This window comes from Streptomyces sp. WAC05292, assembly GCF_003949955.1.
GTDB lineage: Bacteria > Actinomycetota > Actinomycetes > Streptomycetales > Streptomycetaceae > Streptomyces > Streptomyces globosus.
Map to the genome: position 1 here is coordinate 1 of NZ_RPSE01000037.1, position 24354 is coordinate 24354.

Genomic DNA, 24354 nt, shown 5'->3' on the forward strand with positions numbered 1-24354 from the left:
AGACGAAGACGCGGCCGTGGAACACCGAAGGCGGGGCGGCCCGGCCCCGCCTTCGGTGTTCCACGGCCGCGTCTTCGTCTTCGGCGTCGGAGGGTCGGGGGAGGGGGCACCGCTCCCGGGCGGCGGGTCCGGTGCACGCCGCGCGGTCCCCGGACGGGCTCAGTCGTGGGGGACGACCGCGACGGGCGCCAGGCAGTGGTGCAGGGCCGCGTGGGTGACGGGCCCGATGTGCGTGCCGATCCGCGCCCGGCGGACCTTGCGGCCGACGACGACGAGCCGGGCGTCGTGCGACAGCTCCGCCAGGTCCTGAGCCGGCCGGCCCTGACGGCAGTCGCGCACCACCACGACGTCCGGGAACTTCTCCGTCCAGGGGGCCAGCGCTTCGTCGAGCGCCCGCCGTGCGTCCTCGGCGACTTCCGTCATCAGCAGCGGGAGCACGCCGGCCGTGTCGGGCCCGTAGAGCGCGGGCACGGCCCAGCTGTGGACCGCCCGCAGGCCGCAGCCGTACCGGTCGGCCGCGGCGAAGCCGAAGGCGAGCAACTCCTCGCAGGGGGCGGACACGTCCAGGCCGATCACCACCTCCCCCTCGCGGCCGGCTTCCGGTTCCAGCGGGTCGTGCGGCCGGACGAGGACGACGGGCCGCCGCGTGCGGGCGAGCACGGCCAGGGAGACCGACCCGGCGAGGAAACCGGCCAGGCCGCCCAGACCGCGGGAGCCGAGCACCAGCAGTTCCGCTTCCTCGGCGGCACCGCACAGCTCCTCCACCGGGTCGCCGGCCACCCACGCCGTCTCCACGTCCAGGCCCGGGTGGCGGCGCCGCAGCCGCCTCTCGGTGATGGCGAGGGTGCGCTCGCCCCATCCGCGTGCCGTCGCCGCGTCGACCACACGGGTACGGGGATCCTCGCCGACGCTCCAGGCGCGGAGCAGCCGCAGCGGCACGCCACGGCGCCGTGCCTCCTGCGCGGCCCACTGCGCGCCGGCGAGGCTTTCCGGGGACCCGTCGAGGCCGACGGTGACGGTACGGGACATGGGGACTCCGTGGGTCTGGCGGCCGGGACGGCCGGAAGCGGCGTACGCGGGCCGGTCTCCGGCGGCTCCGGGGGGAGCCGGCCGTCCGGCACTCGGGGCGCCCTTCGAGGCGCCGCCCCTTCACAGTGATCGGCAGGGGTGGTTCGCGCAGGGGGCCGGAGGTCCCCGTCGCGGGGCCGGTGGACCTCCCGCGACCGGCCGGGACGGCCCGGCCGCCGCGGCCGGCCGCGGCCCGCCGCGGCCGGCGCGACGCCGTGGCCGAACGGCCGGGAGTCAGGGCCGATGGGCCCTCGGCGGATCGCCGCCCCTCCCGGATGCTGAGACCAGTGAAGGGGCGGCCGAGGCGGCCGGACCCGTCGAACCGTATGGAGGCACCCCCATGACCGGCGTCATCACCGCAGGAGTGGACGGCTCCGCGGAAAGCCTGGCAGCGGCCGACTGGGCGGCCCGCGAAGCCGCACTGCGCGGCATGCCCCTGCGCATCGTGCACGCCTGGCTCTGGCAGCCGCTGGACGTCCCCGCCGTCCAGGACCAGGAGGCGCAGGCCGCCTCCGCCCACACCGTCCTGCGGGAAGCCGAGACCCACGTCGCCGGCCGCCACCCGCAGCTCGAGGTCACCGCCGAAGCGGTCCGGGACACCGCCGTGGCCACCCTGCTGAGGGAGGCCGAGGCCTCCGAGATGCTGGTGCTCGGCTCACGGGGACACGGGGCGCTCACCGGCTTCCTCCTCGGCTCCTGCGGTCAGCAGGTGATCGCCGCCGCGAAACGGCCCGTCGTCTCCGTGCGCGCACGTGACGGGAAGACGCAGGGCAAGGGCGGCGAGATCGTCGTGGGCCAGCAGGGGCCCCCGGAGGAAGGCGACGCGGTCCTCGGCTTCGCCTTCGGGGAGGCGGCCGCACGCGGCGCGGCCCTTCGTGCGGTGCGGGCCTGGACCCTCCCGTCGGTCTTCGCCTACCGCCCCGGCTCGATGCGCCTGGTGGACGAGGCCGGAGGACTGGAGCCTTTCGAGAGGAAGGCGCTGGCCGAAGCGCTCGCCCCGTGGCGGAAGCGGTTCCCGGACGTGCCGGTGACCGAGCACGTCGAGATCGGCAGTGCGGGACAGGTACTCCTGTCGGCCGTGTCGGACGCGCAGCTGCTCGTCGTCGGCCGGCGGACGCGCCGCGCGCCCGTCGGGACCCGCATCGGATCGGTCGCCCACGCCGCACTCCACCACGCCCCCTGCCCCGTCGCGGTCGTACCGCACGACTGACCAGCGGGCCCCTGCCCAGACGTCAGCCCCCGCCCGGTCCCACGAGGGGTCTCGGGCAGGGGCTCACGCCGCCGGCTCGCGGCCGTGTGAGGGCGGTCGGGGTCAGCCCCGCTGCCGGCCCTCGCGCCCGGCCGCACCACCCTGGTCGTCGCGCCCGGCCAGGGCCTGGGTGGCGATGACGGCGGCCTGCACGCGGCGCTCCACGCCCAGCTTGGCCAGCAGCCGGGAGATGTTGTTCTTGACGGTTTTCTCCGCCAGGTACAGCCGCTTGCCGATCTCCCGGTTCGTCAGCCCTTCCCCCACGAGGGCGAGGATCTCCCTCTCCCGCTCCGTCAGGCTGGGAAGCCCCTGGGGCTGCTCCTCCTGGGGCGATCCGCCCCGCAGCCGGGCCATCACCCGGGCCGTGGCGCCCGGGTCGAGCATGGACTGGCCGGAGGCGACCGTGCGCACGGCGGTGACCAGGTCCGTGCCGGTGATCTGCTTGAGGACGTAGCCGGACGCGCCGGCCATGATCGCGTCGAGCAGCGCCTCCTCGTCGTCGAAGGACGTCAGCATCAGACAGGCCAGGTCGGGCATGCGCGAGCGCAGCTCCCGGCAGACGCTCACCCCGTCTCCGTCCGGCAGACGCACGTCGAGGACGGCGACCTGCGGGCGCAGCGCGGGCACCCGCACGAGTGCCTGCTCGGCCGTGCCCGCCTCCCCGACCACGGTCAGGTCCGGCTCGGCGTCCAACAGGTCGTGCACACCGCGGCGCACCACCTCATGGTCGTCGAGAAGGAAGACCCTGACCGGTTCCTTCTCGCCGAGGCCGCCGCTGCTGTCCGTCATCGCACACTCCGTGTTCGCCGAATTCTCCGCCCGCAAGGGCTTCCCACGCATCGTGCCGTGTGAACGGGTCCCCGGCCAGGGCCGGATGGCCCTCGTGCCGCGCCCGTGCCCCGCACCTTCGCCCGCCACGCCGCAGGGACCCGCCCTGCGGCGGTGGCGGAACCGCACCCTGAAAGGTCCGTTCGGCCCTACTGGGGCACCGTCTGACGAGGGACGCTGGCCGGAGGCAGCGAAGTCGCCCGGGACCGGACGGGAGCAGAAGGTGGGCACGATGAAGGACGAAGCCGCGCACACCGCGGTGGACGACCGCCGTGAGGCGGTGGCGCCCCGGCGGATGGGGCAACTCGGCCGTGCCGAGGCCCTGCGGCTGCTCGGCAGCGTCTCGCTCGGGCGCATCGTCTTCACGCACCAGGCCCTGCCGGCCGTCCGCCCGGTCAACCACCTGATGGACGGCGAGGACATCATCGTCCGGCTGCACGACGGCGCCGCGCTCGCCTCGATCGTGGCGCCCACCCAGGCCGCCGGTGTCGTGGTGGCCTACGAGGCGGACGTCATCGACCCCGAGAGGCACACCGGCTGGAGCGTGGTCGTCACCGGATACGCCCACCGCGTCACCGACGAAGAGGAGCTCGCGCGCTTCGCCGCCCGTCTGCGCCCGTGGGTGGAACACCCGGCCATGCGTTCCGCGCTGCGGATCCGGCCGGACCTGGTGACGGGCCTGGAACTCACCGTCTAGACCCTGCCCGCCGCTTCGGCCGGTGCGGCCTGCGGCCGCGGACGCCCCGCCGCGACCGCACACCTGCTCCGCGGTGGCCCCGGGAGCGTGGGCGGGGCCGCGGACACGCCGCCGTCCCCGCCCCCTCACCGGACGCCCGCCGTCAGCCACGCGGGCCGGGCGTGAGGGGCGCGCGCCACACCAGCCGGCTGCCGCCCTGGTCCGGGCACCCGATCTCCAGGGTTCCGCCCACGCCGCGCGCTCGCTCTTCGAGGTTGCCGAGGCCGCTGCGCCTGCCGTCGGCGGGGATGCCCCGTCCGTTGTCCGTCACGGTGAGGACGACTTCGTCGGACGTGGCCTGCAGGGCGACCTCGACGCGCGTGGCGTGCGCGTGGCGGGCGGCGTTGCTGAGCATCTCGGTCAGGGCAGCCGTGACGTGATCGGCCACCTGCGGGGGGACGTCGGTGTCGAGGAGGCCCTCCATGCTCAGGCGGGGCGGGAACCCGAGGGTGGTCGCCGTCTCGCCCACGGCGCGGGCCACGCGGGCGCGCAGGCTGGGCCCGGCGTCCTCCTCACGGGCGCGCAGGCCGAAGATGGTGGAGCGGATGATCTTGATGGTCTCGTCGAGGTCCCCGACCGCGCGCGAGACGCGCTCCGCGGCGCCCTCGTGTTGGACGAGCCGTGCGGCGCTCTGCAGGGTCATGCCGGTCGCGAACAGCCGCTGGATGGCCAGGTCGTGCAGGTCGCGGGCGATGCGGTCGCGGTCCTCCAGGAGCGCGAGCTGCTCGGCGTCGCTGCGGCGTTCGGCCAGCTCCAGGGCGAGCGCGGCCTGTCCCGCGAAGGCCAGCAGCGGCTCCAGCTCCGCCTCGGTGAAGACCGGCTCCCCGCGGCGCCGGGCCAGCAGCAGCACGCCCCGGGTGTCCTTGGCGGCCGTGCCCAGGGGGACGGCCACCGCCGGGCCCATGCCGTCGAAGCGGCGCGGCCCGGCCGTGAAGCGGTCGTCCTCGGCGAGGGAGACCGTGCTCACGGGCGCACCGGCCTGGTAGGCGGCGCCGGAGAGGGTGCCTTCGACCGGTACCACCAGACCGCGCCGCGTCTCGTCGTCGACGCCCATGGCCAGCTCGACGACCAGGTCGTCCGTCCCGGGGACGGGCACGGACACGTCGGCGAGCGCCGCCTCCGTGATCTCCTGGGCGCGGCGGGCGATCAGCGCCAGGACCGCGAGCCGGGGATTGCCGGAGAGCAGGCTGTTGGTGATCTCCGAACCGGCCCGCAGCCACCGCTGCTGGCGCTGCGACGCCTCGTACAGCCGGGCGTTGTCGATGGCGACGCCGGCGGCGACGGAGAGGGTCGATATCACCGACTCGTCCTCGGCGTCGAAGTCCATGCCGCCGTGCTTGTCGGTCAGGTACAGGTTGCCGAAGACCTCCTCGCGGACGCGGATCGGCACACCGAGGAACGTACGCATCGGCGGATGGTGGGCCGGGAAGCCGTAGGAGGCCTCGTGGGCGCCGAGGTCCGTCAGGCGCAGCGGCTCCGGGTGGCGGATGAGCTCGCCGAGGATGCCGTGCCCGGCCGGCAGCGGCCCGATCCTGGCGATCTCCTCCTCCGTCAGCCCGACGGTGAGGAACTGCGACAGGGTGCGGCCGTCCGGGCCGATCACCCCCAGCGCCGCGTACCGGGCGTCGACGAGCACGGCGGCGGCTTCCACGATCCGACGCAGCACCTGCGAGAGATCCAGTTCGCGGCCGACCGAGACGACCGCCTCCAGCAGGCTGTGCACCCGGTCACGGGTGCCCCGCGCGGCGTTGATGCGCGCCTGAAGCTCCTCCAGCAACTCGTCGAGCCGCATCTGAGGCATCCGCGACAACGGCTCCTCCACGCCCACTGGGCCTCCTCCGTCTTCCACCCGCCCGTACCGGGACAGCCTATCGGCCGTGCGGGTGGCCGGAGGGTCAGACCAAGGGCAGCGGCCGGGGGCCGGCGTAGTAGGCGGCGCGCATGATGTCCTCCATCTCGTCGAGCATCGGCATGCGCGGGTTGGCCGGTGCGCACTGGTCCTCGTAGGCGTTCAGCGCCTGTCGGGGGAGGGCCGTGACGAACGCCGTCTCGTCGATGCCCAGCGCGCGGAAGGACGGCTCGATGCCGACCGCGTCGCGCAGGCGCTCCACCGCGGCGGCGTAGGAGGCCACGCCCTCGGCGGGGGTGGCGGCCGGCAGGCCGAGGGCTCGGGCGATGTCCTGGAAGCGTTCGGGCGCCCGGTAGCTCTCGTACTTCGGCCACCCGGTGAGCTTGACGGGAACGCTGCCGTTGTAGCGGATCACGTGCGGCAGCAGGATCGCGTTCGTCCGGCCGTGGGCGATGTGGAACGTGGCGCCCAGCGTGTGGGACATGGCGTGGACGACGCCGAGGAAGGCGTTGCCGAAGGCCATGCCGGCGATGGTGCCCGCGTTGTGCATCTTCTCCCGGGCCAGGGCCTGCCGTGCGCCCTGCCCGGTGACGGCGGTCTGAAGGTTCTCGAAGACCAGCTTGACGGCGTGCAGCGCCAGGCCGTCGGTGAAGTCGTTGGCGTAGACCGACACGTACGCCTCGGTGGCGTGCGTGAGGGCGTCGAAGCCGCTGTCGGCCGCGAGCGAGGGGGGCAGGCCGGCGGTCAGGACGGGGTCGACGATGGCGACACTGGGTGTCAGGGCGTAGTCGGCGAGCGGGTACTTCTTGCCGGTGGCCGGGTCCGAGATCACCGCGAAGGGGGTGACCTCGGCGCCGGTGCCCGAGGTGGTGGGCACGCAGACCAGTCGGGCCCGCTCACCCGGTACGGGGAAGCGGAAGGCCCGCTTGCGGATGTCGGAGAACTTCTGCCGCATGTCGGCGAAGTCGACGTCCGGGTGCTCGTACAGCAGCCACATCACCTTCGCCGCGTCCATGGGCGATCCGCCGCCCAGGGCGATGATGGTGTCCGGGCGGAAGTCGCGCATGAGCGCGGCACCGCGCTGCACGGAGGCGATGCTGGGCTCGGGTTCGACGTCGTCGACGACCTGGATGGTCACCGGGTGCTCCCGCTGCTGCAGGACGCGGCTGACGCGGTCGACGTAGCCGAGCCGGGTCATGGTGGCGTCGGTGACCACGGTGACCCGGTGCACGTCGGGCATCGCCGCGAGGTAGCGGATGGCCTGCGGCTCGAAGTAGATCTTCGGCGGCACCTTGAACCACTGCAGGTTGTTCTGCCGGGTGGTGACGCGCTTGATGTTGAGCAGCTGGGCGGCGGAGACGTTGTCGGAGACCGACGTGCTGCCCCAGGAGCCGCAGCCCAGGGTGAGGGAGGGGAGCAGGCGGTTGTAGATGCCGCCGATCGCCCCCTGCGACGAAGGGGAGTTGACGATGACCCGTACCGTCTTCATGCGGCGGCCGTAGCGCTCGGCGAGGGCCGGGTCGCCGGTGTGGATCACCGCGCTGTGGCCCTGGCCGTGGAAGTCGACCATGTCGGCCGCGAGGTCGAAGCCCTCCTCGGTCGAGCCGGCCCGCAGGACGGCGAGGACCGGGCAGAGCTTCTCCCGGGTCAGCGGCTCGTCGGGCCCGACGCGGCTCGCCTCGGCCAGGATGAGCGACGTCTCGGAGGGGATCGCGAACCCTGCCCGCTCGGCGATCCAGGCGGGGCTCTGGCCCACGGCCGCCGGATTGACCCGGCCCTGCCGGCCGACGGGGTCCGGCGGGAACAGGTAGGCCTCCAGCTTCCGCTTCTCCTCGGCCGTCGCGACGTGGGCGTGCAGGCGCCGGAACTCGTCCAGGGCCTGTTCGTAGACGGCGGTGTCGAGGATGACGGCCTGCTCGGAGGCGCAGATCATGCCGTTGTCGAACGACTTGGACAGCACCAGGTCGTTGACCGCCCGGCGCAGGTCCGCACTGTGGTGCACGTAGGCGGGGACGTTGCCGGCGCCGACGCCGACGGCGGGCTTGCCCGCCGAATAGGCCGCCTTGACCATGCTGTTCCCGCCGGTCGCGAGGATCAGGGCCACGCCCGGGTGGTGCATGAGCAGGCCGGTGGCCTCGATCGAGGGCGCCTCGATCCACTGCACGCAGTGCTCGGGCGCACCGGCTGCGACGGCGGCGTCCCGCACGATGCGGGCGGCCTCGGCGCTGCACACCTGCGCGGAGGGGTGGAAGGCGAAGACGACCGGGTTGCGCGTCTTCAGGGCCAGCAGCGCCTTGAAGACGGTGGTGGACGTCGGATTGGTGACCGGGGTGAGCGCGCACAGCACCCCGACGGGCTCGGCGATCTCGATGATGCCCTCGATGTCGTCGCGCGCGATGACGCCGACGGTCTTCGTCCGGGCCATGCCGTGGGTGACGTGCTCGCAGGCGAACATGTTCTTCGCCGCCTTGTCCTCGAACACCCCGCGGCCGGTCTCCTCCACCGCGAGGCGGGCCAGGGCGGTGTGCTGGTCCAACGCGGCGACGGACGCCTTGGCGACGATGTGGTCGACCTGCTCCTGGGTGAGGGACTCGAAGTCGGCGAGCGCCTTGGCGGCGTTGTCGACCAGCAGATCCACGGCGATGCGCGTGTCCGAGGGTGCGCCGTCGCGGATCTCGTGCCGATCGCTGGTCAACTGGGTCATGGCGGGCTCCTGGATGCGGAGGGGGGCAGCGGGCCGCAGGGCCGCTCTCGGTGCCTTCAGCCTGGCGCCGGGCGGGCCCGCGGCGAAGGTCCCGAAGGTCCCTGCGAGGGGCCCGATGGTCTTCGCCGACCGCGTCTTGGCCGTTCCCGCCCGGCGGGCGTGCGGGCCGGCGTGCGGGCTCCTCCCCGCCCCGCCGCAGGGGTCGAACGGGGCTGTGCCAGTGCCGTTGGGCCCTCGTCCGCCGCGTTCCGAGCGGCCCGGCAGACCACGGGCCGAACGGCCCGCCGTGGAGGTCCTGACCGGTTCTGTTCCCCCGCCCCTCCTGCGGGCCACGCTGGTGGCGACGCCCGTGTGAGGGGAGCGAAGCGCCCCGCCCTGCCGTGGCAGGGCCCCCGGTAGGGGGGACGGGGACCCAAGGCGCGCTGGGAACGAAGGGTGCCGCCGCCGCGGACGGCGGCGGCCAGGAGCCACCCGAGCGAACGGAGACGAGAACCGTGGTGACGTACCGGACCGTGGGCGAAGTGATGACCGGCGAAGTCGTCCGGGCACACCCGGACACCTCATTCAAGGAGCTGACCCGTCTGCTCACGTCCCACCGCATCAGCGGCCTGCCGGTGGTGGACGACGACGACAAGGTCATGGGCGTGGTCTCCCAGACCGACCTGACCCGGCGGCAGGCGACCGGCGGCCGGGCCGGGTCCGGCCCGGACCGCGTGCTGCGGGCCCTGAGGCGGATCGCCCGAGTCCGCCCCGCGGCCCCGCGCACCCTGACGGCCGCCGGGCTGATGACCACCCCCGCGGTCACCGTGCATCCGCAGCAGCGCGTGGCCGACGCAGCGCGCATCATGGAACGCCGCCGCATCGACCGGCTGCCCGTCGTGGACGAGGAAGACCGGCTCATCGGCATCACCACACGCCGCGACCTCCTGCGGGTCTTCCTGCGCTCCGACGAGGAGATCCGCGCAGACGTGGCCGAAGCGGTCCGCCTCAGCGGTCCCGCCCGGGACGCCGGCGCGATCCGCATCGACGTCCGGGACGGGATCGCCACCCTCGTGGGGGCCGTCGGACCCGACACCGGCGCCACGGCGCTGATCCGGTCCGCGTGGCGGGTCGACGGCGTCGTCGGGGTGGTCAACCGGCTGACGGCCGACCGCCGTGGCGGAAGGCCCTCCGGTGCGCCCCGGCCGCACTGAGCCCCCGGTCGGCGGGCCGCCGGTCCATCCGGCAGCCGTCGCCGGCCCGCCGGAGCAGCCTGCCCGCGGGCTCCGGGCCGAACGGCCCTCCGCGGGCGCCCGTACGTCCCGGACGGCCGGGTGGCGCGGGGGACCGGTCGCACCGCGGCGGCGGCCCGGTCGGCTCTGCCGGCGGCCGTCGCCGCCGGACAGGCTGGGAGCGACCAAGGAGGAGTTCCCATGAGCGGTCTCAAGACCAGCCAGGCGGTCGACGTCCAGGTCCGCAGCCGAGGGCAGGTGCCCCGAGGTGCGGACGCCTACGCACGGGAGAAGGTGCTCGCAACCCTCGACCACGTCAGCGAACCGGTGTTGGCCGCCCGGGTGAAGCTCACCCAGACGGTGAACGGTTCGGCGGCCCGCCCGGCCGAGGCCCAGGCCGTGGTCGACGTGAACGGCCGCCCGGTACGGGCCCACGTGGCCGCGAGCACCGTGTTCGAGGCGGTCGACCTGTTGCAGGAGCGTCTGGCCGTGCGGCTGGCCCGGGCACGGCGACACGGCTCGCGAGGGCTCCCCGGCACCGTTAACGAGCCGTGGGACGGCGCGGGCCACCAGCACCGTCCGCACCGCCGGCACCTGCCGGCCGGCGAGCGCCGCATCGAGCGGTACAAGGCGGTCAGCCCGACCCGGCAGACGCCCGAGGACGCCGTGATCGACCTGGAGTCGATGGACCACGACTTCTGGGTCTTCACGGACCTGGCCTCCGGGTACGACAGCGTGGTCTACCGCGACGCCCGCACCGGCCGCCACCGCCTGGCGTCGCTGGGCCCCCTGGGGCAGGAGCGGGAGGCGGACGGCCTGCTGGGCGTGAGCACGGTACCCGTCCCCGAGAGCACCGTGGCCGAGGCCGTCGAGCGGCTGGTCCTCACCGGACTGCCGTTCGTCTTCTTCCACGACACGGCCACCGGCCGAGGCAGCGTGCTCTACCACCGCTACGACGGCCACTACGGGCTGATCGCCCCGGTCGGCACGGCCCGCCCCCCGGCCTGAACCACCCCGCTCCCGCGCCGTCTTCGCCTCTCCCGCGGCCGCTTCCCCGACGGAAACGTCCCCTCACCCGGAGGATCCATGTCACCAAGTACTGTCGTCGCCGCTGTGGACGGCTCGGCCGAGTCGCAGGCCGCCGCACGGTGGGCTGCCCGGGAGGCGCTGCTGCGCGGCCTCCCCCTGCACGTCGTCCATGTCCGGGAGGAATGGACGACGGGCTTCGCCCACGCCCCGTTCACGGGGGCGGACACCGCGCTCGGCGACGCCGCCGCCACTCGGCACGGGGCCGAGCGCGTCCCGCGGGACGCGGCCGACCGGCTGCGCGAGGACCACCCCGGTCTGCGTGTCGGCGTCGAGCAGGTCTCCGGCCGTCCCGTGGAGGTGCTGCTCGCCGCAGCGAAGAAGGCCGAGGTCCTGGTGCTGGGTTCCCGGGGGCTGGGTGCCGTGGGCGGCTTCCTCGCCGGATCGGTGTCGATGCCCGTCGTCGCGCACGCCGAGCGGCCTGTCGTCGTCGTGCGGGCCGGCGAACGGGGCGAGGACGGCAAGCGGCGCGCGGGCGGTCCGACCGGCCCGGCGCCCCACCTCGACGTGGTGCTGGGGCTCGACCTCGCCGGGCCGTGCGACGAGCTGATCGAGTACGCCTTCTCCGCGGCCGCCGCACGCGGGGCCGCCCTGCGGGTCGTCCACGGGTGGGACGCACCGGTCGTGTCCGGATACGACCCCGAGGCCGGCGATCCCGGACACGCAGTCGCGTGGGGACTGCGCGAAGCGGGCGCGCTCGGCGACGCGCTGCGGCCGTGGCGGGGCAGGTTCCCCGACGTCGGCGTCAAGGAGCAGTGCGTGGTGGGCCGGGCCGCCGACCACCTCGTGGACGCCTCGAAGGACGCGTCGCTGATGGTCTTGGGACGGCGGGTACGCCGCGCGGCGATCGGCACGCACATCGGCCCGGTCACCCATGCGGTGCTGCACCGCGCCGCGGCTCCCGTGGCGGTGGTGCCGCACCCCTGACCGTCGGCCGCAGCCGGCATGACGGCGCCGGACCGGGGTGTGCCGGTTCGCCGGGGCGGGGTTCGGCCGCTTCCCTCCAGGGGGAAGCGGCCGAACCCCGCCCCGGCCGTTCGGTGCCGGTACCGCGGAGCAGGGGCTCAGCCCACCGCCGCGCCGAGGGCCAGGAAGCCCGCGACCGCCACCAGCAGCAGGCCCATGAGGGGGGCCATGAAGCGCAGGTACTGGTCGTAGCGGACCTTGGCGAGGGCGAGGCCGCCCATGACCACGGCGGAGGTGGGGGTGATGAGGTTCACCCATCCCGAGGCCGACTGGTAGGCGGTGACCACCAGGGCCCGGCTGACTCCGGCGAGGTCGGCCAGCGGCGCCAGGATGGGCATCGCGAGGGCGGCGTGGCCGGAGGAGGAGGGGACGAAGAACGCCAGGGGGAGGTTCACCCCGAACATCAGGACGGCGAACACCCCGGACGACGTGCCCGACACCGCGCTGTGCAGGGCGTCGAGGATGGTGTCGGTGACGCCGGCGTTGTTCATGATGACGGTGACGCCCCTGGCCAGCATGACGATGATCGCCGCGCCGATGAAGTCTCCCGCGCCGGCGGTGACGGCCTCTGCCGTGCCCTTCTCCCGCAGGCCTCCGACCAGCCCGACGAGGACGGCCGAGACGAGGAACAGGGCGGCGAGTTCGGGGAAGTACCAGCCGAGCGTGGGCAGGAAGGCGACGTGCAGGTCGGCCCAGGGGACCACGGCGAAGATCATGAAGAGGAAGGTGGCCGCGAAGAGGCCCAGGACGACGCGGTGACGGCCGGTGAGGTCCGCCCGGCCGCCCCCCTCCGCCCGGAGGCGCTGGTCGTCCTCGGCGGGCGGCGTCAGGGAGCGGGCGGGCTCGGCGGCGATGCGGCGGGCGTAGCGCAGCACGTACGTGGCGGCCAGGGCCGTCAGGCAGACCCACATCGCCAGGCGCAGCAGGATGCCCTCCCCGGTGCCGATGCCCGCGCTGTCGGAGGCCACTCCGGTGGCGAACGGGTTGACGGTGGACGCGAGGGTGCCGACTCCGGCGCCGACCATGATGACGGTCGCGGCGACCATGCGGTCGTAGCCCAGGCTGAGCATCAGGGGGACCATGAGCCCGTAGAAGCCGAGGGTCTCCTCCGCCATGCCGTAGGTGGTGCCGCCGAGGGAGAACACCGCCATCAGGACGACGAGCAGTACCGACCGGTGGTGGCGCAGGCGTCGGGCCAGGCGTGCGACTCCGGCGTCGAGGGCTCCGGTGCGCATCGTGACGGTGATGAAGGCGCCGACCGCCAGGATGAAGAGGAACACCCCGGCGGCGCCGGCGAAGGTGCCGGTGGCGCCCGGCGCGGTGAGGCCGCTCTGGGGGTCGGTGACGCCGTACAGGCCGTTGACGGGGGCGAGGAACAGGTCCGTGAGCCGCTCCCGGAAGCCGGTGGCCACCTCAACCGGCCGGTAGGTGCCGGGGACGGGGCTGCCGTCCCTGGTGTCGTAGCGGCCTGCGGGCAGGACGAAGGTCAGGGCCCAGACCATGACCGTGACCGCGACCAGGACGGTGAACGCGGAGGGGAAGGACCAGCGCCGCTTCGCGGACGCCGTGTCGGCGCCGCCGGTGGCGGGCTCGGGGGCTCTGGGGGGTGTGTCGGTGCTCACGCGAGGTCCTCACGGGTGTCGGGGCGGCGGTCGAGGTCGCGGCCGGTGGGTGTGACGACGGTGCCGGCGCTCCCGTCGAGCACGGCGCGGGCGTCCTGAAGGGCACCGATGGCGGCCGTGCCGCCGGTGAGTTCCACGAACCGGCACGCGGCGTCGACCTTGGGGCCCATCGATCCCGCCGGAAAGTGCCGGGCGCGGAGCGCCGCGGGAGTGGTCCGGCCGATGGGTTCGGCGCCGGGGGTGCCGTAGTGGAGCGAGACGTGGGGGACGTCGGTGAGGAGCAGCAGGGCGTCGGCGTCGAGGGCCTCGGCCAGGAGGGCGGCGGTGAGGTCCTTGTCCACCACGGCCTCGACGCCGGCCAGCCGGCCCTGTTCGTCGCGGACGACCGGTACGCCGCCGCCCCCGGCGCACACGGCCACGGCCCCCGACTCGAGCAGCAGCCGGATCAGCCGGGTCTCCACGACCCGCTGCGGGCGGGGCGAGGGCACGACGCGCCGCCAGTGCGCGCCGTCCTGCCGGACCGTCCAGCCCCGGTCGGCGGCCAGCCGTTCGGCCTCCTCCCGTCCGTAGACGGGGCCGACGAACTTGGCCGGGTCGGCGAAGGCCGGATCGGCCGCCGAGACGAGGGTCTGGTTCAGCAGGGCGCACACCTGCCGGCCGGGCAGGGCGTTCTGCAGGGACTGCAGCAGCCAGTAGCCGATCATGCCCTGGGTCTCCGCGCCCAGCACGTCGAAGGGGTACGGGCTGCTCAGGGAGCGGTCCGCGGCGCTTTCCAGGGCCAGGACGCCGACCTGGGGACCGTTGCCGTGGGTGATCACCAGCTCGTGGTCACGGGCGAGCGGGGCGAGGGCGGCCACGGCGGCGCGGACGTTGGCGAGCTGCACCGCGGCGTCCGGCCGCTCCCCGCGTCGGAGCAGGGCGTTGCCCCCCAGGGCGACGACGACACGCATGAGTGTTCTCCGGGGTGTGGGTGGTCGGGGTCAGCCGGCGAGGGTGGCGACCAGGACCGCCTTGATGGTGTGGAGCCGGTTCTCGGCCTGGTCGAACACGATGGAGTGCGAGGACTCGAAGACCTCGTCGGTGACCTCCAGCGCGGTCATGCCGGTGCGGGCGGCGATCTTCGCGCCGACGGTGGTGTCGCTGTCGTGGAAGGCGGGCAGGCAGTGCATGAACTTCACCCGCGGGTTGCCGGTTGCCCGGAGGACCGCGGAGGTCACCTGGTAGGGCTTCAGCAGGGCGATGCGTTCGTCCCACAGCTCCGGCGGTTCCCCCATCGACAGCCATACGTCGGTGTAGACGAAGTCCACCCCGGCCACGCCTTCGGCCACGTCCTCGGTGAGCGTGATCCGCGCGCCTGTCCCGGCCGCCGCCTTGCGGGCCTCCTCGACCACGTCCGGGGCGTTGTGCAACGAGCCGGGCCCGACCATGCGCACGTCCATGCCGAGCATGGCCGCGGTGATCAGCAGCGAGTTGCCGACGTTGTTGCGGGCGTCCCCCAGGTAGGCGAAGGACACCTGGTCCAGCGGCTTGTCGGTGTGCTCCCACATGGTGAGCACGTCGGCGAGGGACTGGGTGGGGTGCCACTGGTCGGTCAGCCCGTTCCACACCGGCACGCCGGCGTGGCGGGCCAGTTCCTCCACGAGGCGCTGGTCGCTGCCCCGGTACTCGATGCCGTCGTAGTAGCGGCCCAGCACCCGGGCGGTGTCCTTGACCGACTCCTTGTGTCCGAGCTGCGAACCGGCCGGATCGAGGTAGGTCACGTGCGCGCCCTGCTGGTGGGCGGCCACTTCGAAGGCGCAGCGGGTGCGGGTCGAGGTCTTCTCGAAGATGACGGCGATGTTCCTGCCGCGCAGCCGCTGCTCCTCACGACCGCTGCGGCGGGCCTCCTTGATCCGTGCGGACAGCTCCAGCAGGTGGCGGAACTCCTCCGGGGTGAAGTCGAGTTCCTTGAGGAAGGTGCGGTGGCTCAGGTCGACGGACATGCGTGAACTCCTCGTGGCGTGCGTGGCGTGCGTGGCGGGCAGGGGGCGGCGGCAGGGCGGCGGACAGCCGCGGGGCGTCAGACGGCTTCTCGTTCGATGGGGCAGCTCATGCACCGCGGGCCGCCGCGGCCCCGGCCGAGCTCGCTCCCGCGCACGGTGATGACCTCGATCCCGTTCCTGCGCAGGTGCGTGTTGGTGGTGACGTTGCGCTCGTAGGCGACGACCACCCCCGGCTCCACGGCCAGCACGTTGCAGCCGTCGTCCCACTGCTCCCGCTCGGCCGACCGGACGTCCTGGCCGGGCGTGAGCACGTTGACGGACGCGAACCCCAGGGCGTCCGCGATGGCATGGTCCATGTCCTCGGGCGCGTGGTCCGTGATCGTCAGCCCCTGCCCGCCCGGGCCGGGTGTGATCGTGGACGCCGGCAGCATGCCCAGGCCGGCGTAACGGGTGAAGGTGTCACCGCTGACCATCGTCATCACGGTGTCCAGATGCATGAAGCTGCGGCGCTTGGGCATGTCGAGCGCCACCACCCGGCGGGCGGAGCCGGCGGCGAACATGCGCAGGGCCAGGTTCTCCACGGCCTGCGGGGTGGTGCGCTCGCTCATGCCGACGAGCACCGCGCCGTTGCCGATGACGAGCACGTCCCCGCCCTCGATGGCGGCCGGGTAGGCCCCTTCGCCGTCGGTCCAGCGGTGGAACTCGCCCTTGGCGAAGAGGGGGTGGTGCCCGTAGACGGCCTCGAAGTGGACCGTCTCCCGGCGGCGGGCCCGCTTGCTCATCGGGTTGATGCTCACGCCGTCGTACGCCCAGCACGAGGTGTCGCGGGTGAAGAGGTGGTTGGGCAGCGGTGCGAGCAGGAAGTCGTCGGGCGCCATGGCGTGGAGCCGGACGCTCGGCAGGGTGCCGGTCCGCTCCAGCAGTTCCCGCTTGGTGACACCACCGATGAGGCATGCGGTCAGGGCGGCCGGCTCGAGGGAATCGAAGTACGCCCGGAGGCGGTCGGTGGCCAGGACCCCGAACTCCCGCTCGTCGAAGACGCGGTCCATGACCAGCTGCCGGGCGGCGGGCAGCGCCAGCGTCTCGGCCAGCAGGTCCGCGAGGAGGTGGACGCGCACGCCGCGGTCGCGGAGCGTGTCGGCGAAGGCGTCGTGCTCCTCGCGGGCGCGCTTGACCCACAGGACGTCGTCGAAGAGGAGCGCGTCCTTGTTGGTGGGAGTGAGGCGCTTCAGCTCCAGGTCCGGCCGGTGCAGGACGACCTGCTTCAGACGGCCGGTCTCCGAGTCGACGTGGAAGGACATGGCATCCCCGGGGGGTCGGTTCGAAGTGCCTCCGGAATCGGGGCACATGGCGTGCGCCCGGCCTCTGCGGAACAGGGGCTCGGGCGGCACTTGAACCCTGTCACTCCCGGGCCGCCCCCTCCGTGCGGCAACAGTCCCCGGCGGCGGGCTCTCCGGTACCGGCGGAGAGGGCCGGTCCGGCCGCCGGGCAGGGCCGTTCGGCCCCTGGGCCGCCCGGCGCGTCCGGCGCCGGCGCGGTCCCGCCGCTCATGCGGCCCGCCGCGGGCCGGACGCCCGCCGGGCCCGGCCCGTGCCCGCCCGGGCCGCGGCGGCCGGGGCGGCCCGGCGCCGGTAGACGAGGTACGGGCGGACCAGGTATCCGATCGGCGCGCTCCACACGTGGACCAGCCGGGTGAAGGGCCAGGCCGCGAAGAGCAGGAAGGCGCTCAGGGCGTGCAGCTGGAACAGCAGCGGGGCGCCGGCGATGGCCTCGGGGTGCGGCCGAAGGGCGAACAGGCCGCGGAACCAGACCGAAACCGTGGCGCGGTAGTCGTAGCCCGTGCCGAAGACGTTGTGGGCGGAGGTGGCGGCGATGCCCAGCAGCACGGTGGCGGAGAGCAGGGGGAAGAGCAGCTTGTCGCTGCGGTCGGTGCCGAGCCTGATCGACCGCGTCAGCAGCCGGCGGGCGCACAGCATCCCGAGTCCGGCGACCATCGCGACGCCCGCCACCGAGCCGGCCCAGACGGCCGCCGTGTGGTAGGCGTGTTCGGTGATGCCGGCGGCCTCGGTCCAGGATGCGGGAACGGCGAGTCCCACGACGTGCCCGGCGATCACCATGAAGGCGCCGAGGTGGAACAGCGGGCTGCCGTGGCGGAGCCAGCGGTGTTCGAGGAGCTGCGTGGTCCGGGAGGTCCAGCCGAACTGGTCCTGGCGGTAGCGCCACACGTGCCCGACGGCGGACACCGCGAGGCAGACGTAGGGGACGGCGACCCACAGCAGCAGGTCGGCGCCGCTCGTGGACGGGGCGGCCTGGGGGGTCGGTACGGCGGTCATCGGGGGCCTTCCACACGGCTGGTCGGAGCGGGCGGCACACATGTCGGCGGGGCGGCCGCCGGCGGCGCGAACGTGCCCGGCGGTGCGAACGCGCCCCCTCCGTACGACCCGTAGGGGCCGAGGCCGACGTCCTCGTTCGGCGGACCCTCCGCGACGAGCCGGGACACCGCCGCGCGGTCGGCGTCCGTGGGCGGCGGAAGCAGGGCGAGCAGGGCGGCCAGGACGTGCCGGTAGGGGGAGTCCGAGTCGGTCAGGGCCCGGTGGATCAGTTCCAGCCCCCGCCGGTGCCGGCGCAGCGGTGCCTCGCCCGCTCCCGGCCCCGCCAGGGACGCGAACTCCAGGACGACCGGCAAGTGGTCGGGCAGTTCTCCCCGCTGGGGATGGGGGAGAAGCCCGCGACCCGGTCGGGGCCGTACGCCTTGACGGTGTGCACCTGGGCGGCGGCGATCAGCTCGGTGACCTCCTGCCAGTCGGCGCGCACCAGGCCGCCCTTGCCCCGGGCCTTCTTGTACGCCCGTGCCTTCGCCGGGTCGCTCGTGATCTCGGCCCAGGCCGCCACCGGATCGCCGAGCCGCCTGCGGGCCTCGCGCCACAGTTTCAGCAGCGCACCGCGCACGTACGGGTAGCGCACCCGGCCGGGCGAGTAGGTGTACCAGGAGAACGACGCTCCGCGCGGGCAGCCGCGCGGCTCGTACTCGGGGCAGTCGGCGCCGATCGACGGGTAGTCGGTGGCCTGGTGCTCCCAGGTGATGATGCCGTCCTTGACGTACACCATCCACGAACACGAACCCGTGCAGTTCACCCCGTGCGTCGAGCGCACGACCCTGTCGTGCGCCCACCGGTCCCGGTAGAAGCCCTCCCACTTGCCGTCGACGGCGCCGAAAACGGCGCGCCCGTCGGCCGACACCTCGCTGCGCGTGAGCAGCCTGCGGGTCGCCAGCAGCCGGCTTTCACCGGCGGCCGGCGCCTGACGCGCTGCGCTTCGATCGTTCTCCATGCCCGGGAACGCTAGGCGGCGCCGCCCCGGCGCACCCGGGGCTCGCGGTCCCCGCCGCACGGCCGTCCGGCCCCGTCGGGCCGGTCGCGGCAGGGACCTATGGCCCCGGTGCCGGATCCGGCCGGCCGGTGAGCTCGCGTCCCGTGACCATCTCGCAGGCGATCCGCACGAACACGCTGTCCCGTGAGGGCATCCAGGACCGGGGGCCCTGCTGTACCAGCCGCTCGTGCTCGGCGGGATCGGTCACCAGGGCGGCACGCCCGGTGATGACGACGCTCCAGCCGGACCGGGCCGCCGCATCGAATTCGTCCGCCTCGAAGGCGACCACTACGCCGTCGACGGCGCCGACGAGCTCCGAGGCCGGCGAGGTGCACAGCAGCACGGAGGCATCCGCGTCCAGGGAGAAGTTGACGGGCATCACGGCGGGCAGCGCGTGCCGGGTGTACACGACACGGCCGACCGGCACCTTGGCCATCAGACGCAGGCACTCCTGCCGGTCCAGTGCGCGAAAGCCATCGTTCTGCATCAGTCCATCGTCCTCGGGGGTGGTCGGCGTGCCTAGGGCCGACCGGCCCCCCCACCTCGCGTTTCCGGATGCCGTGGGCGCCTGCCGCGGCCGCGCACGGCCGCACGGCCCGGGGCGGACCGGGCGGAGGGACGCACGGGTCCCCGGGCGGGGCCGTTACGGCCACCGACCGGGACTGACGGCCCATCCCGCCGACGGCCGCGGGCGCGGACAGTGGCCATGGGGGCGCCGTCGGACGGGCAAGGGGTCCGCCCGCGTCCCGGTGATCCCGGTGGCGCCGTACCACTGTGCAGAGGGAGGGGACGGACAACATGGTCCAGCCGTTGGAGTCGAAGGGCGACAGCCCACCGTCGGGTGCTTCGGCATCCGGGCGTGCCTGGCTCATGCTGGCCCTGGCCACGGTCGGCTTCGCCGTGAACTTCTGGGCGTGGGCACTGCTGAGCCCCCTGGGCCCGCGCTTCAAGGACAGCCTCGACCTGTCGTCGTTCGAGCAGTCGCTCCTGGTCGCCGTGCCCGTCGTGGTCGGCTCCCTGGGCCGTATCCCGGTGGGCGCGCTGACCGACCGGTTCGGCGGACGGGTGATGTTCCCGATCGTGTCGGCGGTGACCATCGTGCCGGTCCTCTACCTCGGCCTGGCAGGACACTCCTCCCTCGCGGCGCTGCTGATCGGCGGGTTCTGCCTCGGGATCGGCGGGACCGCCTTCGCGGTGGGGGTGCCCCTGGTCAGCGCGTGGTTCCCGCCCGAGCGGCGCGGCCTTGCCATCGGCATCTTCGGCGCCGGCATGGGCGGCACCGCGATCAGCGCCCTGACCACGGTGAAGCTGGTCGACGCGGGCAGCATGGCGACCCCCTTCCTGATCACCGCCGGGATGCTCGCCGTGTACGCGGTGTCCGCCGCGCTCCTGCTGCGCGACGCGCCCGGCCGCACCGTGCCCACCGAGCCGCTGGCCCGCCGTCTGGCCGCCACCGCCCGCCTCGGCATCACCTGGCAGGCGTCCGCGCTGTACGCGGTCACCTTCGGCGGATACGTCGCCTTCTCGGTCTGCCTCCCCACCTACCTCAAGACCGGGTACGGCCTCACCCAGGCCGACGCCGCCAACCGCATGGCCGGCTTCGTCCTGCTCGCGGTGGCGATGCGCCCGGTCGGCGGCTGGCTGTCCGACCGGCTGGGACCGGTCAAGGTGCTGGCCGGCTCGCTGGCCGCCGTCGTCGCCGGGGCGGTCGTCCAGTCGTCCACCCCGCCCCTGGCCCCCCTCGGCACGATCGCCTTCCTGGCGATGGCGGCCGCGCTCGGCGCGGGCAGCGGGGCGGCCTTCGCCCTGGTGGCCCTGCTGACTCCGGCCCACCAGGTGGGCTCCGTCACCGGCGTGGTCGGCGCGGCGGGCGGCCTCGGCGGCTTCCTCCCCCCGCTGGTGATGGGCTCCCTGTACGGGGAGTACGGAACGTACGCGGCCGGTCTCGCACTGCTCGCGCTCGTGGCCGCGGCGGCGCTGGCCTACACCCTCACCGGCATCCGCGCCGCCGTCCAGGGCGGTGGCCGGGCTCCGCGGACCGGCCGCGGGCGCAGCCGCCGCACCGCGCACACCACGGTGTGAGGACACGCGCCGAGAACGGCGGACCGAGCGGTCGACGAGACGCGGACGGTCCGCCGTGTGGCTTGACGCCCCCCGGGTCGCTGCCGGCCGTAGAGTCGCGCCACGGTCGCGGCGAACACAACCGGCGGGGGATACGACTACCGCGAGACCGTCTCCCCGTGGTTCCGCTCCCTCTTCTTCCTCCGGCCCGACCCGGCCCTGATGACCGGAGCCCCGCTGCTGTTCCAACTGCACGCGATCAGCGCCCTGCTGCTGTTCGCGGCCTGGCCGTTCACCCGGCTCGTGCACATGCTGACCGCGCCGATTGGCCACCTGACCCGCCCCTGCATCGTCTACCGCAGCCGCGACGTCCGCCTGGGCATCCGCGCCCCGCGCCGGGGCCGGGAGCGCACCGGGTCACAGGCGGGCGGTCCTGTGCAGGGGGGAGGGGTCGTCGTCGTCCCTGCCTGTGATCACTCTCGGTTACTATGCTCACTTCATGCCGGAGGCCGCAGCAAGGGCGCCGTACCGCCGACGGTCTGCGCGAGCGGTCCCCGGATGTCGAAGCCGAAGAGATGGGTGGCCCGGGAAAGTGTTGCAAGAGGTCGTAGCGACCCGCTATGTCACGCCCCTGCGTGAAGGCGGCTCGCTCCCCGGGATCGTCGAGGCCGACGATCTCGGTACGTACGTCATGAAGTTCACCGGGGCCGGACAGGGGCGCAAGACGCTGGTCGCCGAGGTCGTCTGCGGGCGGCTCGCGCAGCGGCTCGGGCTCCGCGTGCCGCAGCTGGTGCAGATGCAGCTCGACCCCGTCATCGGGCTCGGCGAGCCCGACCAGGAGGTGCAGGAGCTGCTGAAGGCCAGCGGCGGGCTCAACCTCGGCATGGACTACCTGCCGGGCTCGATCGGCTTCGACCCGCTCGCCTACCGGGTCGACCCCGTCGAGGCGGGGCGTGTCGTCTGGTTCGACGCCCTCGTCAACAACGTGGACCGGTCCTGGCGCAACCCCAACATGCTGGTGTGGCACGGCGACCTGTGGCTCATCGACCACGGCGCCACCATGATCTGGCACCACAACTGGCCCACCGCCGCCGCGGCCGCGGACAAGCCGTACAACGCCTCCGACCACGCGCTCGCCCCGGTGGAGCCGGACATCGCGGCGGCCGCCGCCGAACTCGCCCCGCTGGTCACCGAGGAGCTGCTGACCGAGGTCGCCGCCGACGTGCCCGACGAATGGCTCGTCGGCGAACCGGGCTTCGACTCGGCCGACGCCGTGCGCCGTGCCTACGTGGAGGCGCTGCTGCCGCGCGCGGCCTCCATCCACGAGCGGATCTCGATGGTGCCCGAGGTGAAGGCGCCGCAGAAGCCGCCGGGCTGGCTGACGGACCACCTGCCGGAATGGCCCCACAAGGCCGGCGGGGCCGAGGGCCGCAGCGGCCGGCAGGACGGGCAGGACGGCATCGAGCGGAAGAGCGGCGACAAGTGACCGAGCGGGACGTCTTCGAATACGCGCTGGTGCGCGTGGTGCCCCGGATGGAGCGCGGCGAGTGCTTCAACGCCGGGGTGATCGTCTACTGCCGGGCGCGGTCGTACGTCGCCGCCCGCACCCACCTCGACGAGTCCAAGCTCCTCGCGCTGGACCCCGGAGCCGACGTGACCGGCGTACGGGCTGCCCTGCGCGGCGTCGAGGGCGTGTGCAGCGGCGGCGAGCGGGCCGGCCAGGCTGCCGGCGACGATGCGGGGCGCCGATTCCGGTGGCTGATCGCGCCGCGCAGCACCGTGGTGCAGCCGGGGCCGGTGCACACGGGCCTGACGGCGGATCCGGAGGCCGAGGTGGAACGCCTGCTCGACCTGCTCGTGCGCTGATCCGGACGTTCGGTCGGGCCCCGGGCCCGGCGCCGTTGACACCGGGTGCCGGGGCTCCTAGCGTCTCCTCAGCTGAGGCTACTAAGCGGTTGCTCACCGACGGGCAACCGCCCAGAGGATTCCAAGGGCGAGGAGATCCAGCATGTCCACCACCGAGCAGCGCGTCGCGATCGTGACCGGGGCGGCCCGGGGCATCGGCGCGGCCACCGCCGTGCGCCTGGCCGCCGAGGGCCGTGCGGTCGCCGTACTCGACCTCGACGAGGCCGCCTGCAAGGACGCCGTCGAGGCCGTCACCGCGGCCGGCGGCAAGGCCGTCGCCGTCGGCTGCGACGTCTCGGACGCCGCGCAGGTCGAGGCGGCGGTCGAGCGCGTCGCGAGCACGCTCGGGGCGCCGACCATCCTGGTCAACAACGCGGGCGTGCTGCGCGACAACCTGCTGTTCAAGATGAGCGAGGGCGACTGGGACACCGTCATGAACGTGCACCTGCGCGGCGCGTTCCTGATGTCGAGGGCCTGTCAGAAGCACATGGTCGACGCGAAGTTCGGCCGCATCGTCAACCTCTCCAGCAGTTCGGCGCTCGGCAACCGGGGCCAGGCCAACTACTCGGCCGCCAAGGCCGGCCTCCAGGGCCTGACCAAGACCCTCGCCATCGAGCTCGGCAAGTTCGGCATCACCGCGAACGCGGTCGCGCCCGGCTTCATCGCCACCGACATGACCGCCCAGACGGCCGCCCGCGTCGGCATGGGCTTCGAGGACTTCCAGGCGGCGGCCGCCACCCAGATCCCCGTCCAGCGCGTCGGGCGCCCGGAGGACGTCGCCCACGCGATCGCCTTCTTCACGGGAGACGCCGCGGGCTTCGTTTCCGGCCAGGTCCTGTACGTGGCCGGCGGCCCGCTCGGCTGACGGCGGCGGCGGGCAGGCGGAGAGAGGCAGGGGAGAGGCGATGGCGTACGAGGGAACGGACAGCGGCAAGGTCGCGCTGATCACCGGCGGGAGCCGGGGCATCGGCCGCGGCATCGCCGAGGCGCTCGTGGCCCGGGGCGACCGGGTGTGCATCACGGGCCGCAACGAGGAGGCGCTGAAGGAGGCCGTCGAGGCGCTCGGGGCGGACCGGGTGATCGGCGTGGCCGGAAAGGCACACGACGAGGCCCACCAGGCCGTCGCGGTCGAGCGCACGATGGAGGCGTTCGGGCGCGTCGACTTCCTGGTCAACAACGCGGGCACCAATCCCGTCTTCGGCCCGATCGCGGACCTCGACCTGGGAGTCGCGCGGAAGGTCTTCGAGACGAACGTCGTCTCGGCGCTCGGCTTCGCCCAGCGCACCTGGCACGCCTGGCAGAAGGAGCACGGCGGCGCGATCGTGAACATCGCGTCCATCGCCGGCGTCTCGGCCTCGCCCTTCATCGGGGCGTACGGGATGAGCAAGGCGGCCATGATCAACCTGACGCTGCAGCTCGCGCACGAGATGGCGCCGGGCGTCCGCGTCAACGCGATCGCGCCCGCCGTGGTCAAGACCAGGTTCGCGCAGGCGCTCTACGAGGACCGGGAGGCGGAGGCCGCGGCCGCCTACCCGCTGGGGCGGCTGGGCGTTCCGGCCGACATCGGTGGAGCTGCGGCTTTCCTCACGTCTGCGCAAGCGGAATGGATCACTGGTCAAACACTGGTCGTCGACGGGGGAATGTTCCTCAATGCCGGAGTTCACTGACCGATAATCGGACGTATTTGCCTCCTGACGGGAGGCAAATACGTATCGAAC

At 73.8% G+C, this 24354-nt stretch carries 20 protein-coding genes and 3 pseudogenes; 11 read left to right on the forward strand and 12 right to left on the reverse strand.

Translation table 11 applies throughout. From position 1 onward, the window contains the following. Window positions 1–159 precede the first annotated feature (159 nt). A complete protein-coding gene (locus EF903_RS07270) occupies window positions 160–1029 on the reverse strand; it encodes a universal stress protein (protein ID WP_125542073.1) in 870 nt (289 codons plus the stop codon). A gap of 379 nt (window positions 1030–1408) precedes the next feature. Between EF903_RS07270 and EF903_RS07275 the strand changes: the two genes are divergently transcribed. Next, on the forward strand, window positions 1409–2278 hold the full coding sequence (locus tag EF903_RS07275; RefSeq protein WP_125542074.1) for a universal stress protein: 870 nt from the start codon (window positions 1409–1411) through the stop codon (window positions 2276–2278). Window positions 2279–2380: 102 nt separating this feature from the next. Here EF903_RS07275 and EF903_RS07280 read toward each other — a convergent pair whose 3' ends face one another. Continuing rightward, entirely contained in the window at window positions 2381–3106 is a 726-nt protein-coding gene (locus tag EF903_RS07280) for a response regulator transcription factor (protein WP_125542076.1), read from the reverse strand. A gap of 271 nt (window positions 3107–3377) precedes the next feature. On the opposite strand from EF903_RS07280, the gene EF903_RS07285 reads away from it, so the two are divergent. Next, window positions 3378–3842, forward strand: a complete 465-nt coding sequence (locus EF903_RS07285) for a pyridoxamine 5'-phosphate oxidase family protein (RefSeq protein ID WP_125542077.1) — start codon at window positions 3378–3380, stop codon at window positions 3840–3842. A gap of 142 nt (window positions 3843–3984) precedes the next feature. Here EF903_RS07285 and EF903_RS07290 read toward each other — a convergent pair whose 3' ends face one another. Together EF903_RS07290 and adhE are read right to left on the reverse strand one after the other, a co-directional pair. Further along, window positions 3985–5682 (reverse strand): GAF domain-containing protein, encoded by a 1698-nt coding sequence (locus tag EF903_RS07290; protein WP_399420312.1) that lies wholly within the window; start codon window positions 5680–5682, stop codon window positions 3985–3987. A gap of 94 nt (window positions 5683–5776) precedes the next feature. Further along, window positions 5777–8434, reverse strand: coding sequence for a bifunctional acetaldehyde-CoA/alcohol dehydrogenase (gene adhE / locus EF903_RS07295; RefSeq protein WP_125542079.1), 2658 nt, complete (start codon window positions 8432–8434; stop codon window positions 5777–5779). 497 nt (window positions 8435–8931) lie between these two features. Between adhE and EF903_RS07300 the strand changes: the two genes are divergently transcribed. The 3 genes from EF903_RS07300 to EF903_RS07310 all read left to right on the forward strand — a co-directional run bounded on the left by EF903_RS07300 (window position 8932) and on the right by EF903_RS07310 (window position 11658). Next, a complete protein-coding gene (locus tag EF903_RS07300; protein WP_260614932.1) occupies window positions 8932–9627 on the forward strand; it encodes a CBS domain-containing protein in 696 nt (231 codons plus the stop codon). Between the two features lie 219 nt (window positions 9628–9846). After that, window positions 9847–10653 (forward strand): HPF/RaiA family ribosome-associated protein, encoded by an 807-nt coding sequence (locus tag EF903_RS07305; RefSeq protein ID WP_125542080.1) that lies wholly within the window; start codon window positions 9847–9849, stop codon window positions 10651–10653. Between the two features lie 78 nt (window positions 10654–10731). After that, complete coding sequence (locus EF903_RS07310; protein ID WP_125542082.1) at window positions 10732–11658, forward strand: universal stress protein; 927 nt, start codon at window positions 10732–10734, stop codon at window positions 11656–11658. 137 nt (window positions 11659–11795) lie between these two features. Here the strand turns inward: EF903_RS07310 and EF903_RS07315 are convergent, their stop codons facing one another. The 8 genes and pseudogenes from EF903_RS07315 to EF903_RS07350 all read right to left on the reverse strand — a co-directional run bounded on the left by EF903_RS07315 (window position 11796) and on the right by EF903_RS07350 (window position 19160). Next, on the reverse strand, window positions 11796–13319 hold the full coding sequence (locus EF903_RS07315; protein ID WP_125542083.1) for a YfcC family protein: 1524 nt from the start codon (window positions 13317–13319) through the stop codon (window positions 11796–11798). Next, complete coding sequence (locus tag EF903_RS07320; RefSeq protein WP_125542084.1) at window positions 13316–14269, reverse strand: carbamate kinase; 954 nt, start codon at window positions 14267–14269, stop codon at window positions 13316–13318. Before EF903_RS07320 ends, EF903_RS07315 begins: the two co-directional genes overlap by 4 nt. 30 nt (window positions 14270–14299) lie before the next feature. Continuing rightward, on the reverse strand, window positions 14300–15301 hold the full coding sequence (gene argF / locus EF903_RS07325; protein WP_125542086.1) for an ornithine carbamoyltransferase: 1002 nt from the start codon (window positions 15299–15301) through the stop codon (window positions 14300–14302). Between the two features lie 77 nt (window positions 15302–15378). Then, a complete protein-coding gene (locus EF903_RS07330) occupies window positions 15379–16602 on the reverse strand; it encodes an arginine deiminase (protein WP_125542088.1) in 1224 nt (407 codons plus the stop codon). Window positions 16603–16848: 246 nt separating this feature from the next. Further along, window positions 16849–17634, reverse strand: coding sequence for a respiratory nitrate reductase subunit gamma (gene narI, locus EF903_RS07335; RefSeq protein ID WP_125542089.1), 786 nt, complete (start codon window positions 17632–17634; stop codon window positions 16849–16851). Next, a pseudogene (locus tag EF903_RS07340) lies at window positions 17631–18005 on the reverse strand (nitrate reductase molybdenum cofactor assembly chaperone); the annotation flags it as partial. The gene narI and the pseudogene EF903_RS07340, both read right to left, overlap by 4 nt. A gap of 2 nt (window positions 18006–18007) precedes the next feature. Continuing rightward, window positions 18008–18631 (reverse strand): annotated as a pseudogene (locus tag EF903_RS07345) (molybdopterin-dependent oxidoreductase); the annotation flags it as partial. 97 nt (window positions 18632–18728) lie between these two features. Then, window positions 18729–19160: a pyridoxamine 5'-phosphate oxidase family protein gene (locus tag EF903_RS07350; RefSeq protein WP_125542091.1), complete on the reverse strand. Its 432-nt coding sequence runs from the start codon at window positions 19158–19160 to the stop codon at window positions 18729–18731. Window positions 19161–19468: 308 nt separating this feature from the next. Between EF903_RS07350 and EF903_RS07355 the strand changes: the two genes are divergently transcribed. The 6 genes and pseudogenes from EF903_RS07355 to EF903_RS07380 all read left to right on the forward strand — a co-directional run bounded on the left by EF903_RS07355 (window position 19469) and on the right by EF903_RS07380 (window position 24303). Next, on the forward strand, window positions 19469–20752 hold the full coding sequence (locus tag EF903_RS07355; protein ID WP_125542093.1) for an MFS transporter: 1284 nt from the start codon (window positions 19469–19471) through the stop codon (window positions 20750–20752). Window positions 20753–20926: 174 nt separating this feature from the next. Then, a pseudogene (locus tag EF903_RS36055) lies at window positions 20927–21370 on the forward strand (respiratory nitrate reductase subunit gamma); the annotation flags it as partial. Beyond that, on the forward strand, window positions 21324–22217 hold the full coding sequence (locus tag EF903_RS07365) for a HipA family kinase (protein WP_125542094.1): 894 nt from the start codon (window positions 21324–21326) through the stop codon (window positions 22215–22217). The pseudogene EF903_RS36055 and the gene EF903_RS07365, both read left to right, overlap by 47 nt. After that, window positions 22214–22597, forward strand: a complete 384-nt coding sequence (locus EF903_RS07370; RefSeq protein ID WP_114056608.1) for a DUF3037 domain-containing protein — start codon at window positions 22214–22216, stop codon at window positions 22595–22597. The genes EF903_RS07365 and EF903_RS07370 overlap by 4 nt, the downstream gene beginning before the upstream one ends. Window positions 22598–22739: 142 nt before the next feature. Continuing rightward, window positions 22740–23501, forward strand: coding sequence for a 3-oxoacyl-ACP reductase FabG (fabG, locus tag EF903_RS07375; protein ID WP_125542096.1), 762 nt, complete (start codon window positions 22740–22742; stop codon window positions 23499–23501). A 40-nt stretch (window positions 23502–23541) separates the two neighbouring features. Then, complete coding sequence (locus EF903_RS07380) at window positions 23542–24303, forward strand: SDR family oxidoreductase (protein WP_125542098.1); 762 nt, start codon at window positions 23542–23544, stop codon at window positions 24301–24303. Window positions 24304–24354 lie beyond the last annotated feature (51 nt).

Coding starts and splice junctions, on each gene's coding strand:
- EF903_RS07310 (WP_125542082.1), top strand. CDS start 10,732: ATGTCACCAAGTACTGTCGTCGCCGCTGTGGACGGCTCGGCCGAGTCG.
- fabG (WP_125542096.1), top strand. CDS start 22,740: ATGTCCACCACCGAGCAGCGCGTCGCGATCGTGACCGGGGCGGCCCGG.
- EF903_RS07305 (WP_125542080.1), top strand. CDS start 9,847: ATGAGCGGTCTCAAGACCAGCCAGGCGGTCGACGTCCAGGTCCGCAGC.
- EF903_RS07270 (WP_125542073.1), bottom strand. CDS start 1,029: ATGTCCCGTACCGTCACCGTCGGCCTCGACGGGTCCCCGGAAAGCCTC.
- EF903_RS07320 (WP_125542084.1), bottom strand. CDS start 14,269: ATGCGTGTCGTCGTCGCCCTGGGGGGCAACGCCCTGCTCCGACGCGGG.
- EF903_RS07330 (WP_125542088.1), bottom strand. CDS start 16,602: ATGTCCTTCCACGTCGACTCGGAGACCGGCCGTCTGAAGCAGGTCGTC.
- argF (WP_125542086.1), bottom strand. CDS start 15,301: ATGTCCGTCGACCTGAGCCACCGCACCTTCCTCAAGGAACTCGACTTC.
- narI (WP_125542089.1), bottom strand. CDS start 17,634: ATGACCGCCGTACCGACCCCCCAGGCCGCCCCGTCCACGAGCGGCGCC.
- EF903_RS07290 (WP_399420312.1), bottom strand. CDS start 5,682: ATGCCTCAGATGCGGCTCGACGAGTTGCTGGAGGAGCTTCAGGCGCGC.
- adhE (WP_125542079.1), bottom strand. CDS start 8,434: ATGACCCAGTTGACCAGCGATCGGCACGAGATCCGCGACGGCGCACCC.
- EF903_RS07280 (WP_125542076.1), bottom strand. CDS start 3,106: ATGACGGACAGCAGCGGCGGCCTCGGCGAGAAGGAACCGGTCAGGGTC.
- EF903_RS07285 (WP_125542077.1), top strand. CDS start 3,378: ATGAAGGACGAAGCCGCGCACACCGCGGTGGACGACCGCCGTGAGGCG.
- EF903_RS07355 (WP_125542093.1), top strand. CDS start 19,469: ATGGTCCAGCCGTTGGAGTCGAAGGGCGACAGCCCACCGTCGGGTGCT.
- EF903_RS07275 (WP_125542074.1), top strand. CDS start 1,409: ATGACCGGCGTCATCACCGCAGGAGTGGACGGCTCCGCGGAAAGCCTG.
- EF903_RS07380 (WP_125542098.1), top strand. CDS start 23,542: ATGGCGTACGAGGGAACGGACAGCGGCAAGGTCGCGCTGATCACCGGC.